Genomic DNA, 13,090 nt, shown 5'->3' on the forward strand with positions numbered 1-13,090 from the left:
GGGAATCGTTGACAGTCGGACAAGTCTGGTCCGATACTTTCGCCGTTGTTCCGATAGTTTTCGGCTGCGTGTGACGGTGAGGTTCGATTGGCCGCTACCCCGCCCGCTGACGGCACCGCCGCCGCACGCTGCCTGACCCCCCATCAGCCTCACGAGGAGGAAGCGCGCACATGATCGATGCCCCCATGCACTGGAGAGGCCGCAGACGCGGCCGCACCAGGCTGCTCATCGTTCGCGCCTGCGCCGTCGTGCTGGCCGCGGCCGTGGCGATGCTCCCCGGCATCGCCAACGCGGCCGTGACCACGAACCAGACGGGCAACAACAACGGGTACTTCTACTCGTTCTGGACCGACAGCCAGGGGACCGTCTCCATGGAGCTGGGGTCCGGCGGCAACTACAGCACCTCGTGGCGCAACACCGGCAACTTCGTCGCCGGTAAGGGCTGGAGCACCGGCGGACGCAGGACCGTGACCTACTCGGGCAGCTTCAACCCGTCAGGCAACGCGTACCTGACCCTCTACGGGTGGACGAGGAACCCGCTCGTGGAGTACTACATCGTCGACAACTGGGGCACCTACCGGCCGACGGGCACGTACAAGGGCACCGTCACCACCGACGGCGGCACCTACGACATCTACCAGACGACGCGGTACAACGCCCCCTCCATCGAGGGCAACAAGACGTTCAACCAGTACTGGAGCGTCCGGCAGCAGAAGAGGACCGGCGGCACCATCACCTCCGGCAACCACTTCGACGCCTGGGCCCGGTACGGCATGAACCTGGGCAGCCACGACTACATGATCCTCGCGACCGAGGGTTACCAGAGCAGCGGTAGCTCCAACGTCACGATCGGCGGCTCCTCCACCGGCGGCGGCGGCGGCGGTGGCGGCGGTGGTGGCGGTGGCGGTGGCGGTGGCTGCACCGCGACGCTGTCCGCCGGCCAGTCGTGGAGCGACCGCTACAACCTCAACGTCTCGGTCAGCGGCTCCAGCAACTGGACCGTGACGATGAACATCCCGTCCCCGGCGAAGGTCCTGTCCACCTGGAACATCAGCGCCAGCTACCCCAGCGCTCAGCAACTGGTCGCCCGGCCCAACGGCAGCGGCAACAACTTCGGTGTGACCATCCAGCACAACGGCAACTACACCTGGCCGTCCGTCTCCTGCAGCGCGGGCTGATCCTCGCCGCTGCGGAACCGCAAGAGCGCAACACCGCGACACCCACCCCGTGGCGCGGCGGTCGACGACCGCCGCGCCACTTCGCTGCCGGTGTCACCGCCACGAGGACGGTCGGGACCACGGCCGGATGCGGATCGGCGGGGGGCGCTGCCGGCGACGACATCCGCCGGCGATCGCACAGCGCTCGCGGCCCCTCGGCTTCACCGTCCGGCGCGACCGCGACCTCCATCGGGCCTCTCCCGGGTGTCGGCGGACGCTTGTAGGGTGCGGTGCGTGACCGGTGAGAGCGATCTGCACACGCTGCTGACCACGATGCGTCCGCGGCTCAACCCCGGCCGCTACGTGTTCACCACAGTCGGCGGTGATGTCCCGCCGGGTGTCAGTCCCGTCGTCACGGTCGCCGAGGAGGAGGGCCTCACGCTGGTCCTGCCGCAGCGGGACGCCGACGCGGCAGGCCTGACGTACGACTATGTGGCGGGCTGGATCACGCTGCGCGTCCACTCGGCGCTCGAAGCCGTCGGCCTGACCGCCGCCTTCGCGCAGGCACTCGCGGCCGCGGGCCTGAGCTGCAACGTCGTCGCCGGATTCCACCACGACCACCTCTTCGTGCCGTACGAGCGCGCCGGCGAGGCGGTCGAGGTGCTGGAGGACCTCGCCCGGCGGTCCGCCTGACGGCTCACCGGCGGGACCGCTGCCCGCCCCGCGGGCGGTGGCATGGACGGCGATCTCTGGAATGGCCCGGCGTCTCACTCGCGGGCACGTCGCCACACGTCGGCACGCACGGAGGCCATCGGTCGACCTGAGCAAGCGAACCCCGTGCGGGCGAGAACCTGAAGCGCGGCCGAGGCCGGGCGGAGCTACGGTGATCCGCCCGGCCTCGGTGTTGATCGGTTCAGGTGGGTTGGGTTACGGACAGTTGCCGATGTCGCTTTCGGCGGAGGCCAGGACGACGTCGGTCTTGGCCAGGCCGAGAGCGTTGACGGTGACGTGGACGGCGTTGACGGTCAGGCCCTTGTCGGGGGTGGTGAATGAGGTCTGCTCGTTGAGGACGAGCTTCACGACGCCGACGTTGACCGTGGTGTTGGGCTGGACATTGGTGGGCTCTGAGATGACCACCGTGTTGCCGACCTTGAGAGAGGCGATCGTGGTGGTTCCGCTGGATCCGCCGCAGGTGGTGGTGGAGGTGGACTTGACGGCCCCGACGGTGATCACCGGGATGCCGGTGATCCCGATGGTGGTGTCGTCGATGGAGGCGGTCGCCACGGACTTGCCGGGGAATTCGGTGGTGGCGACCTTGGCGCACAGGGCGTGCGCGCTGATCAGTCCGCTGAGGCTGGCGGTGCAGGGCACCGAGGTGGTGCCGGTCGACGTGGTGGAGATGGGGCCGGTGTCGGGGGTGCGTGCGATGTTGACCAGTTGGATGCCGGCCAGGGCGGCGCTGGCGGTCAGGCCGTAGGCCCGTCCGGTCAGCTTCTGCGGTGTGACGGTGACCTGTTCGTCGCTGCACGGTGAGGTGACGGAGTTGTTGTTGGCGTCGCCGCTGTAGGTGGCGGTCCACCGGTAGGTGCCGGCCGCGCCGATGGTCACGTTGCCGGACGCGGCGGTGCCGCTGCCGGACAGGTCCTCGGTACGGGTGGCGATCGGCGTCGTGCAATCGGTGTCGCCGGGGGCGTACAGCTGGAATTTGACGGTGCCGGTGGGGTGGTACCCGCCGGAGACGGTGGCGGTGTCGGACACGGCGCCACCGGCCGGCACGGATCCCGACGGGGTGGTGGCGATGCCCGGGGTGGCCTTGACGACCTCGACCTCTTCGTCGCCGCACTTGGAGGTGACCGGGTTGTTGGCGTCGTCGCCGCTGTAGGAGGCCACCCACCGGTAGGTGCCCACACCGCCCGCGGCGATGTTCCCGGACGTTGCGGTGCCGCTGCCCGACACCGTCCCGGTACGAGTCTCGATGGGCGTCGTGCAGTCGGTGTCACCGGGTCCGAACAGCTGGAATTCGACGGTGCCCGTCGGGTGGTACCCGCCGGTCAGGGTCGCCGTGTCCGAGACGTTCCCGCCCGCGGGCACCTGGCCCGACGGCGTCGTGGAGATCGACGGAGTCACCTTCGGCACGTGTTCGGTGATCGTCTCGGTGAAGCCCGGTGACAGGACGCCGTTGAGCAGGAAGTCCACCTTGCAGGACAGGGTGCTTCCCGGTGCGGCTCCGGCGCCGACGGTGACGACCTCGGTGAAGGTGGCGTCATCGCCGCTGGTCACCGTCCGGCTGTTCGGGGTCAGGGACACCGACAGGTTCGGATCGCAGTCGCGCAGCTGGTGGGTGACCGTCACCGGCAGGTTGTGCAGGGCCGCCAGGATGGTGTCGCTGACCTCCGAGGCGTTGAGGCCGGAGAACAGCTGTCCATCCGTGGCGTCGGTGATCGCGGTCGCCTGCCCGGTCGAGTTCAACCCGGACAGGTCGAACGCGAGCACGGTGATGTCGGCTGCCTGCAGGGCGCTGATCGCATTGGCCAGCGTATGGCCGTTGCTGGGGTCATGGCTGGGGGCGTCCCCGATCAGCAACACGATCCGAGTGCTGTTCGGCCGGAAGTCGACCGCCCCGGACGCGACCTGGAAGAGGCCGTTGATGCCGTCCTCGGGGAAGTCGCCGCCGCCTGAGGCGACCAGCGAGTTGAGACCGTTGGCGACGTCGGTCTGGTTGGCGGTGAGGTTCTGCGCCACCCGGAACGGCGTCCCGTCTCCCATGTCCTTGTACTCGGCGACCGCGAACTGCGCGTCCGGCTGCGCCGAAGCGACGGTGGACAAGATGGTGTTCGCATTGGTCCGCACGTTCGAGATGACCCCGCCCATGCTCCCTGTTGTGTCGATCAGGAACGTGATATCCGGCTTGGGGGGAACAGCCGGCGTGGACACGGTCTTGGTGATCGTCGTCGATCCACCCGGAGCCAGTTCCAGCGTCACGTTCGCCGGTGTGACCCCGGGCGCGGCGTTCGCCGTCCCCACCCCGGCCACCAGCATCGCACCGGCCGCCACCACGCACACGGCGGCCCGTAATCTTCGCGTCGTTCTCACGGTGTCATTCCTTCTGGTGTGGCGTTATGCCACAACGAATTCGGGATCGCTGGCCGTGCAGAATTTCTATGATTGCGCCACGCGAGACGTCCTCTCCTCGCGTATTGGGGCAATCAAATGCCGAATTGCATTTGTTGACGACCTCGGTGACCTTTCGGCGCAGCCGTTGATCAACGAGGGGGTGTGGCCACGGTCATATGGTGACTGGTCATTGAATAGATGTAAATAGGCCACTTACAGCAAGTTCCCGACTGGCCACAGTCGGCCACCCCCTGCCGGTAGGAGGCGCCTGCGAGTAGTGAATCTTTTTCAGATACGCCCGATGAAATGCGTGATCGGTGGTTTGCTGCTGAGAAAGAGCAGTCGTTTCCCGTCCTCTGGACCGTCTGAATCGCGGTTATGGGCATCGCCACAAGGTTGATCGGCCGGCCCCTGGCCGATGCGGCATCGGTCGCATCCGACGGATACGGCGGCTTCCGGTCATGACTCCGGCCCCCATCGAGGCACACCCGCAGCGCCCAAGTCGTGGGTCTGAAAACAGGAACCACGGTGCCGGCTGCTGAGACCTGACAGCGGTAGAAGGCCGGTCGGCTGGTGCGCCGGGTCCGGCGGATCGGTGACCAATGCCGGCCTGGCCGTTCGCAGTCGATTTCGACGACGGCCCAGTCGTAGTAGCGGTGCCCCTTGGCGTGGCCGTCGTGGGATCAAGCCGTGAACAAGTCGATACCAAGCTGATCGTTAGTGCTGGCTGCGAGCGTGTCCCACCTCGGCGGTGAACGTCATGTCGTAAGAAAGGGTGAAGATGAACGGCAACAAGAGATCGCTGGTTATTGGCGCACTGATAGGAATGGTCGCCGGGGGGTCGGGGATCGCGGTCGCGGGAGCGGTGGCCGACAGCGAGACGATCACGGCGTGTGTGAGCACGAACGGGACGCTGCGGATTCCGCAGGACTCCTCTCCCTCAGGCTCTTCCGACCAGGCCGCGCGGGGCTCTCTTCCCGTTTCCAGCAGTACGACGGCGCCCGGCGGGTGCCTGGACGGTGAGCGGACGATCTCCTGGAACCAGACGGGTCCGGTCGGCCCGCAGGGCGCACAGGGTGAGACCGGCCCGGCCGGGCCGCAGGGGGAACCAGGCATTTCCGGCATGGCGCTTGTCGCGCGCCGCGTCTTGATCGCTGCCCACAACAGCGGTGAAGTCGAGATCCCCTGCCCGGACGGCAAGAGGCCCATCACCGCGGGCTACTACGCCAGGCATAACGGCCCCGGACTGGCAGCCGTCGACCAGGTGCAGGTGGGCCGTTGGGGACCCGACATCAATGCGCGCTCCTGGTTCTACCGGGGCACCAACCCCCTCGATATTCCCGTCTACGTTACGGTGTCCGTCACGTGCGCGATCCTGTCCTGAACCACCGGACAGGTCATGGGGGAGCCCCCGGAGCGGGTTTCCGCCCCGGTACGCGGCCGAGAGCCGACGGGAGCGTCATGGGGTGTCCGGACCGCTCGCCGCCCCTTGCCGTAGGTTCGGACTTATTTGAGACGGCCCTCCACGGTAGAACGGCCAGCACCGACCGGTCGTGACGACTGTCATGCGGAAATCAAAGCGGCAGCGCTTCGAGCCGTCGCGCGGCGGGGTAGATCGACTGCGAACGGCCAGGCCGGCATTGGCCACTGATCCGCCGGAACCGGCGCACCAGCGGGCCGGCCCTCTACCGCTGCTACGCCCCCGTCCCAGTCCCGCCGGCGGTCCTGGTCATGGTCGTCGGCCGTCGCTGGACCATCGAGGAGTCCTTCCAGACCGGCAAGGGGTTGACCGGTCTGGACGAGGCGCGCTTCGGGCTCGGCCTGCGGCTGCGGAACGCGGTGGAGGCACTGACCAGCGACCTGGACGTGCAGTGGGGCATCTGGCTGCGCGGCGGCCGGTTCGACACCTGCGCCTCGTCTGCTGCTCCCCGAACCGCGACGCGGTCTACCGCCGCCCGGCATCCTGAGCCGTCCGCCCGGCGGAAGGACTCAGACTTCTGCACGCGTCACTCCGCGGCGTGTGGTAGCGTTCAGAACGTTGCAGTTGTGGTACCCATGAAACTTGTGTGCGCCTGACGGTATGTGACCTTCAGGCGCATTTCTGTTTTTCCGGCCATCTCCGGAGGGGGCCTCATCCGGCGACACGGAATCCGCGCGGTGCGGATTTCGCTTCGGTCCCTGATAAAGGAGATTCACATGGCTATCGGAACCGTGAAGTGGTTCAACGCGGAAAAGGGCTTCGGCTTCATCGAGCAGGAGGGTGGCGGCCCCGACGTCTTCGCCCACTACTCGAACATCGCCGCCCGCGGATACCGTGAGCTGCAGGAGGGCCAGAAGGTGTCGTTCGACATCACCCAGGGCCAGAAGGGCCCTCAGGCCGAGAACATCGTGCCCGCCTGACGCAGGCCGGCATCTGATTCGGGGTCCGCGCTCGACGAGCGCGGGCCCCGACTCATGTCCGGGCAGACGCTCCCTCGTGCCGCTCATCGTCGATCCTGCAAGCGCCGCTGCCCATTCTGGGCAGGTGCGCTTCTCGCGCGGGCGGCTGGAGATTCAGATCCTGGCCGCGAGGGAGGGCGCCGGCGCGTGGACGCCCGCCGGCATGTCGCCGGCGGAGCCGTACTCGCGCGACGCGCTTCCCTACGGCACAGCTCTCTCAGAGCTTGTGCAGCTTTTTGTACGGGGTCGTGATTCGTTCCTGCTGTGATCGGAAATCCACGATCACAGCGACCCCTTCCTCGACGTCCACGACCACACCCAGACCGTACCGATCATGGGTGACCTGGTCGTTCACACTGAACTGCTCGACGGGAGGGGCAGGAGGCGGGGGCTTGAAGGGACTTGTGGGCAGGTGACGGCGGGACGCGCCGCTGGCTGGCTTCATTCCATCCAGTATGTGCTGCTCGCTGAGATGGTCACAACCAACCCCTGGTCTCGGGGTGATGTCGTCAACGTCGCGATACGCCTTCGGGGTGCGGAAGGTGGCGCGAGGACTTTGGCCGGCACGCGCTCGCCGCTCACGCCTCGCCCGGGCGACGCGGAACTCCGCCGGTACGTCACGGCCGCCATTTGTCCTGGTAGTCGGTGTGCCAGTTGTACGCCGACGCCTCCAGCTTCAGCAGGTGCTCCGCCTGGGCGTGTTCCTCGAGTGCCAGATAGAGCTCGCCGACGAGCACGGACTCCAGGAAGTCCACACGGTTTCGCTTCGCGGTCAGGTCCCGCTCCACTTTGTGCGAGTCGGGCTCCCCGGCGTCCGCGGACGTGTCCACCTGGTTCAGATCCTCGGCGATGCGGGCTCGCAGGAACGCGATCAACCCCTCGAACACGGCTTCCGCCTGGTGCGCACGGGCCCGGCGCGCGTCGGCCACGATCTCGCGGTAGCGGGCGGCCAGGGCGGGCTCGTCCGTGCCGGTGAGTTCCGGCCGGGGGAGTCGCCGCAGGAGGGTCCCCCCGCCGGCCGTCTCCTCGTCGCCGGCGGCCAGGGCGTCCCCCAGGAGCTCCGCCGCGAGCAGGGGGCGGTTGCGGACCAGCTCCAGGAGCGTCCCCCGATTGATCGTTGTCATGGCCAGGAGATTACATGGAGTAATCGCATGGGAGCCAACGGTGCCGGACGCGACCTGATGTGCTTTCTTTCCCTCCGGTGGAATGTCTCTTCAACCGGGTGGTTCTCGATGGCGCGCCTCGTTCGACAACCCGTGGCGTCGTCGCAGCGGCGGTAGACCTCACCCCGTTTCGGCGGTTATGGAAATGTCGTGAATTGGTCTGCTTTCGGCTTTGCGTGACCTGTAGTCTCGTCGCCCGTGAAACAGACCATGATCGCGCTCGCCTCCGCCGTGGCCGTGGTGCTCGTCCCGGCCGCTTCCGCCGAGGCCCGCCCTGTGAAGAGCAAGACGCTGACGCAGAACGCGCTGTACAAGGCAGGAGCCCTGCCCGTCACCGCCTGTCCGGAAAAGCCCATCAGGAAACTCGACCCGAAATCGGCGAGAAGTTACCTCAACGGGGTCCTCACCTGCCTCAATCGCACCTGGGCCGGCGAATTGAAGAAGGCGGGGCTGAAGTGGTCCAAGCCCAAGGTGACGTACGTCACCAAGCCACCGGTGGAATTCTGCGGAGTGAAGTGGGACGACTGGGGCGTCGACTACTGCGATGCCTCCCGCACGATGGAGATCGTCCTGCACAAGGACCTCCTGGCGGAGCCCGACGACCTGTTCCTGTTCTTCCTGATGTCCTCGCTCTACGGCGAGCACGTGCAGAACCTGGCCGGTCTCACCCGCACCGTGGACCGGCTTCCGTACGCCAGCAAGGCGGAGTTCGCCGAGCAGAACCGGCGACACCTTCTGCAGAACAAGTGCCTCGCGAGCGCCTTCGTCGCGAGTGTCTGGCAGTCCCTGCACCGTGGCCGGGAGGACTGGGACGACATGCTCTCCTATATGCGTGAGTGGGCGGGCAAGAACACCGGGAGCAGGAAGTCGATCACCTACTGGGCCGGTCGGGGCTTCGCGACCGGCGACCCCGGCGCCTGCAACACGTGGACCGCGCCGTCCGCCAAGGTGGCCTGACGGCTCCATCCCCACGGCGTCCGGAGCGCTGCAGGATGCCGCCCCCGGGCGGCGGCCTGGCCGGCGGTGTTCGTCGTGAGCGCGCACAGGTCAGCTCTCCTCGGGGGTGCGGCCGTCGGCCAGGCCGGCGAAGGGCAGCGGGCAGTCGGGGCAGGTGCAGTGGGTGAGGCTGTCGCATCCGGCGGTGACCACCTGGGTCAGCGCGTGGCGGATCGTGGTCAGATCGGCGATCTTCGCGTCCACCTCGGCGATCTTCGCCTGGGCGCGGGCCCGCAGATCCGGGGTGGGGTGCCCGCGCCTGCCGGTGTCGAGCAGCTCGGCCACCTCCTCCAACGTGAAGCCGAGCCGCTGCGCGGCTTTGATCACCGTCAGCAGGGTGACGGTCTCGGGCGGGTAGGCGCGGTGGCCGCCGGGGCTGCGTGCCGGTTCGGCGATCAGGCCTCTCCGTTCGTAGTAGCGCAGGGTCTGGACGTTGACCCCGGCCTGCTCGGCCACCTGGCCACTGCGCAGGTACGAATCGCCCGGGCCCTGCAGCACGAGGTCCTGTCTCACGCGGGCCGCCTCGCCCCGGCGCGGGAACCCGCGCGGGCCTGCAGTGCGTCCAGCACCGCGACGTGCTCGGGCGGGACCGCCACGTCCAATGTCAGGCCGCCGCCGCCGACGGTCAGGACGAAGGTGAAGAAGGAGCAGCAGCCGTTCTCCCGCGCGGTCAGCTCCGCCGCCCGCGCGGCGTGCTCCGGGGTGAGGACGAGGTCCAGCCGCAGCCGCTCACGCTCTTCGCGCCGGACCGCCTGGACCGCCTCGGCGAACAACGCGTCGAACTCGGCCAGCCGCAGCGGCTGCTCGGCGGTGGGCAGCGTGCACGCGGACGGCACCCATCCCTGGTCGATGACGATGTCTCGGGTCATGCGTCGACGGTAAGCCTGTACCTGGGTACAGGATGCAACCCCCGATTTCAGGCCGCTCGGCTCACGGAAGCGGGACCGTGCTCGACTCGCGGACGACGAGGTGGCAGGGCAGGGGGTGGCGGCCGGGGGAGGGGGAGCCGTTGATGGCGGCCAGGAGCATCTCGGCCGCCGCCCGGCCCAGCCCCTCGAGGTTCATGTCCACGCTCGTCAGCGGCGGCTGGCAGCCCTCGGTCATGACGTCCCAGTTGTCGAAACCGACGAGGGCGACGTCCTGCGGCACCCGGCGGCCCGCGGCGCGCAGCGCGTCGCACACGCCACGGGCGATCTGGTCGCTGCCGCAGAAGACCGCGTCGAACTCCGTCCGCCCCGCCAGCAGGATGCCGACGGCCTGGCGTCCCCACGCCTCGCTCCAGCCGCCGAACAGCGGCGGCGCGGCCGCTTCGAGCCCGTCCTCCGCCAGCCGCTCCAGCGCCGCCGCCGCGCGGACCCGGGCGGAGTTGTGATGCTCCGGCCCGGTGACGTGCGCGATCCGGGTGCGGCCGACGGCCAGCAGGTGCTCGACGGCCTTGCGGGCGCCGCCCGCCTCGTCCGGGACCACCGAGCAGTCGCCGGGGTCGGCCGAACTGATGAACGCGTACACCACGGGCACGGGCAGGTCCGCGGCGATCGGCGCGCGTGCCTCGGTCCGCCGGCCGGTCACGATGATCCCGTCGACTCGGCGGCTGAGGAGCGTCCTGACGTAGTACTGCTCGCGGATCGGGTCGTCCCGCCCGTCACAGAGGAAGACCGACATCTCCCCGGCGCCCAGCGCGTCCTCCGCGCCGATCAGGACGGGGATGCTGAACCGGCCGATCGTGTCCGTCGTGATCATTCCGACGGTGTAGGTGCGCCCGGAGTGCAGGCTGCGGGCACCGGCGTTCGCCTCGAAACTGAGCTGCCGTGCGGCCTCCCGGACGCGCATGCGGGTCTCCTCCCGCAGTGACCCGCGGCCGTTGAGCGCTTTGGAGGCCGTGCCCACCGACACCCCGGCCAGTGCCGCGACGTCGGCGATCGTGGCGTGACGCTCCAGTTTTCCCACGTTTCCTCCACTTTCCGATGGCGTTGCCTGGGACCACTGTATCGCCGGACCGTTCCGATGTCGGTGCCCCTCGTGACACGGGAAACATCGCTATTGACGGCCCGGAAGGGCGTTGGTAGCTTTCCGGCAACCGTTTTCCTTAGTTTCCTAGGTTTCCTTCCGTCCGGTCGTCCCCGGCGGAGTCTCGCACGTCCCGCGTCACGACACGAGAGATCAGGAATGACCCAGCAGAAGCTGTCAGACACCGTCCCGGCCGCGCCCGGCATCGAGGCCGCCGGGCCCGTGACCCCGACTCCGGGCGCCCTTTCCGCGTTGCGGCCGCTCGGCCTCGGCCAGGCCCGGCTGGGGGCGGGCGGTCTGCTCGGGCGATGGCGGCGGCGCAACGCCGAGGACACGCTGCCGCACTGCGTGGACAACCTCCACGGCAGCGGCAACATCGGCAACCTCCGCGCCGCCGCGGGCGAGTCCGAGGACGAGTTCGCCGGCATGTGGTTCGCCGACTCCGACGTCCACAAGACGCTGGAGGCGGCTGCCTGGCAGCTCGCGACCTCGCCCGAGGACGCCGGCCTGCGGTCGTTCGTCGACGGCACGACCGCGCTGCTCGCCCGCGCCCAGCGGGCGGACGGCTACCTCAACTCCTACTTCACCCTCGTCGCGCCGCAGGAGCGGTGGGCCAGGCCCGACTGGAGCCACGAGCTGTACTGCGCGGGCCACCTCTTCCAGGCGGCGGTGGCCGCGGCCCGCACCGGGGTGAGCCCCGATCTGCTGGTCGTCGCCCGGCGCTTCGCCGACCTGCTGGTCGAGCGGTTCGGCCCGGACGGAGTGGAGGAGGTCTGCGGGCACCCCGAGGTCGAGACCGCCCTCGCCGAGCTGTACCGGGTGACCGGCCACCGGCCGTACCTGGACCTGGCGCGGCGCTTCCTCGACCTGCGCGGGCGCGGCCTGCTCGGCCACGGCCGGTTCGGCCCCCGCTACTACCAGGACCACCAGCCGGTGCGCGAGGTGCGCGAGGTCACCGGGCACGCCGTACGGCAGTTGTACCTGCTGGCCGGGATGGTCGACGTCGCCGTGGAGACCGGCGACCTGGCGCTGCTGGACGCGGCGGAGCGGCTGTGGGCCGACGCCTTCCGCTCGCGGACCTACGTCACCGGCGCACATGGCTCACGCCACCGTGAGGAGGCGTACGGCGACCCGTACGAACTGCCGCCCGACCGGGCCTACGGCGAGACCTGCGCGGCGATCGCGAGCTTCCAGTGGAACTGGCGGCTGCTGCTCGCGACCGGCCGGGCCCGCTACGCCGACGAGATGGAGCGGGTGCTGTACAACGCGGTCGCCGCCGCCGTCTCGTCCGACGGCAGGCACTTCTTCTACTCCAACCCCCTGCACCTGCGCACCGGGCACGCGAGCACGGGCGAGGAGGCGGCGGCGCGCCGCCTGCCCTGGTACTCGTGCGCCTGCTGCCCGCCGAACATCGCCCGCCTCATGGCCTCGCTGCCCGGCTACCTGGCGACCGCCGACGACGGCGGCCTGCAGATCCACCTGTACGGCGACGCCACCCTGACCACCGCCGAGGGGCGCCGCGTGGAGATGCGCACGGCCTACCCCTGGCAGGGACGCGTCGAGCTGACCGTGACCGCCGAGGCCGACGCGCCCTGGACGCTCGCGCTGCGCGTGCCCGCCTGGTGCGCCGCGTACACGGTGAGCGTCGACGGCGAACCGGTCCGGGCGCCCGTACGGGACGGGTACGTGCGGCTCACCCGCGCCTGGACGCCGGGCGCGACCGTCGTCCTCGACCTGGACATGCCCGTCCGGCAGGTGTCGGCCCACCCACGGGTCGACGCGGTGCGCGGGTGCGTCGCCCTGGCGCGCGGCCCGCTCGTGTACTGCCTTGAGCAGGCCGATCTGCCACCCGGCACGGTGCTGGAGGACGTGCGGCTCGACCCCGCCGCTCCGATCACAGCGGGTCACCGGGAGGACCTGCCGGACGTCCCGGTCGTGCTCACCGCCCGCGGACTGGTCGCCGACGCCGGCGATTCGCTGTACACCGCCGCACCGGGGCGGGAGCGGATGGGCACGGCGCTCACGCTCACGGCGGTGCCGTACTTCCTGTGGGGCAACCGGAGCGAGGGCCCGATGCGGGTCTGGATCCCGGTCGCCGCCGCCGGATGACCGCGGCGGGCCGGCCCCGGCAGAGTTCCGGCCCGGCCCGCCCGCATGGGGACCGTCCACGGCGTCCGCCGGTTCGGGGAGGGACGGTCCCGCTTCACCTCCTGC

Annotated in this window: 12 protein-coding genes and 1 pseudogene; 8 read left to right on the forward strand and 5 right to left on the reverse strand. The window is 69.4% G+C overall.

Annotation, left to right across the window (positions count from 1 at the left end; genetic code table 11):
- Nucleotides 1-170: 170 nt before the first annotated feature.
- Both ACWEQG_RS22815 and ACWEQG_RS22820 read left to right on the forward strand, forming a co-directional pair.
- Complete coding sequence (locus tag ACWEQG_RS22815; RefSeq protein ID WP_452287491.1) at nucleotides 171-1,178, forward strand: glycoside hydrolase family 11 protein; 1,008 nt, start codon at nucleotides 171-173, stop codon at nucleotides 1,176-1,178.
- 273 nt (nucleotides 1,179-1,451) lie between these two features.
- The gene (locus ACWEQG_RS22820) at nucleotides 1,452-1,850 is read left to right on the forward strand and encodes an ACT domain-containing protein (protein ID WP_452287493.1); all 399 of its coding nucleotides are present in this window, start codon (nucleotides 1,452-1,454) and stop codon (nucleotides 1,848-1,850) included.
- A 234-nt stretch (nucleotides 1,851-2,084) separates the two neighbouring features.
- Here ACWEQG_RS22820 and ACWEQG_RS22825 read toward each other — a convergent pair whose 3' ends face one another.
- On the reverse strand, nucleotides 2,085-4,250 hold the full coding sequence (locus ACWEQG_RS22825; protein WP_452287495.1) for a choice-of-anchor P family protein: 2,166 nt from the start codon (nucleotides 4,248-4,250) through the stop codon (nucleotides 2,085-2,087).
- 802 nt (nucleotides 4,251-5,052) lie between these two features.
- On the opposite strand from ACWEQG_RS22825, the gene ACWEQG_RS22830 reads away from it, so the two are divergent.
- The 4 genes and pseudogenes from ACWEQG_RS22830 (at nucleotide 5,053) to ACWEQG_RS22845 (ending at nucleotide 6,978) form a co-directional block, all read left to right on the forward strand.
- Nucleotides 5,053-5,655 (forward strand): hypothetical protein, encoded by a 603-nt coding sequence (locus ACWEQG_RS22830; protein ID WP_452287497.1) that lies wholly within the window; start codon nucleotides 5,053-5,055, stop codon nucleotides 5,653-5,655.
- A gap of 230 nt (nucleotides 5,656-5,885) precedes the next feature.
- Nucleotides 5,886-6,074, forward strand: a pseudogene (locus ACWEQG_RS22835) (IS701 family transposase); the annotation flags it as partial.
- A gap of 393 nt (nucleotides 6,075-6,467) precedes the next feature.
- Entirely contained in the window at nucleotides 6,468-6,671 is a 204-nt protein-coding gene (locus ACWEQG_RS22840; protein WP_182907409.1) for a cold-shock protein, read from the forward strand.
- 76 nt (nucleotides 6,672-6,747) lie between these two features.
- Nucleotides 6,748-6,978, forward strand: a complete 231-nt coding sequence (locus ACWEQG_RS22845; protein WP_452287499.1) for a hypothetical protein — start codon at nucleotides 6,748-6,750, stop codon at nucleotides 6,976-6,978.
- Nucleotides 6,979-7,327: 349 nt separating this feature from the next.
- Here the strand turns inward: ACWEQG_RS22845 and ACWEQG_RS22850 are convergent, their stop codons facing one another.
- Nucleotides 7,328-7,834: a hypothetical protein gene (locus ACWEQG_RS22850; RefSeq protein WP_452287501.1), complete on the reverse strand. Its 507-nt coding sequence runs from the start codon at nucleotides 7,832-7,834 to the stop codon at nucleotides 7,328-7,330.
- 237 nt (nucleotides 7,835-8,071) lie between these two features.
- Here ACWEQG_RS22850 and ACWEQG_RS22855 point away from each other — a divergent pair, with 237 nt between their 5' ends.
- Nucleotides 8,072-8,830, forward strand: coding sequence for a neutral zinc metallopeptidase (locus tag ACWEQG_RS22855; protein WP_452287503.1), 759 nt, complete (start codon nucleotides 8,072-8,074; stop codon nucleotides 8,828-8,830).
- 90 nt (nucleotides 8,831-8,920) lie between these two features.
- Here the strand turns inward: ACWEQG_RS22855 and ACWEQG_RS22860 are convergent, their stop codons facing one another.
- The 3 genes from ACWEQG_RS22860 to ACWEQG_RS22870 all read right to left on the reverse strand — a co-directional run bounded on the left by ACWEQG_RS22860 (nucleotide 8,921) and on the right by ACWEQG_RS22870 (nucleotide 10,816).
- Nucleotides 8,921-9,382 carry a MerR family transcriptional regulator gene (locus tag ACWEQG_RS22860; protein ID WP_452287505.1) on the reverse strand — a complete coding sequence of 154 codons (462 nt, stop codon included), beginning with the start codon at nucleotides 9,380-9,382 and terminating at the stop codon, nucleotides 8,921-8,923.
- Nucleotides 9,379-9,738 carry a hypothetical protein gene (locus tag ACWEQG_RS22865; protein ID WP_452287507.1) on the reverse strand — a complete coding sequence of 120 codons (360 nt, stop codon included), beginning with the start codon at nucleotides 9,736-9,738 and terminating at the stop codon, nucleotides 9,379-9,381. Before ACWEQG_RS22865 ends, ACWEQG_RS22860 begins: the two co-directional genes overlap by 4 nt.
- Before the next feature lie 61 nt (nucleotides 9,739-9,799).
- Nucleotides 9,800-10,816: a LacI family DNA-binding transcriptional regulator gene (locus ACWEQG_RS22870; RefSeq protein WP_452287509.1), complete on the reverse strand. Its 1,017-nt coding sequence runs from the start codon at nucleotides 10,814-10,816 to the stop codon at nucleotides 9,800-9,802.
- Between the two features lie 219 nt (nucleotides 10,817-11,035).
- Here ACWEQG_RS22870 and ACWEQG_RS22875 point away from each other — a divergent pair, with 219 nt between their 5' ends.
- Complete coding sequence (locus tag ACWEQG_RS22875; RefSeq protein WP_452287511.1) at nucleotides 11,036-12,985, forward strand: glycoside hydrolase family 127 protein; 1,950 nt, start codon at nucleotides 11,036-11,038, stop codon at nucleotides 12,983-12,985.
- Nucleotides 12,986-13,090: the final 105 nt, after the last annotated feature.

This window comes from Microbispora sp. NPDC004025 (genome assembly GCF_053604425.1).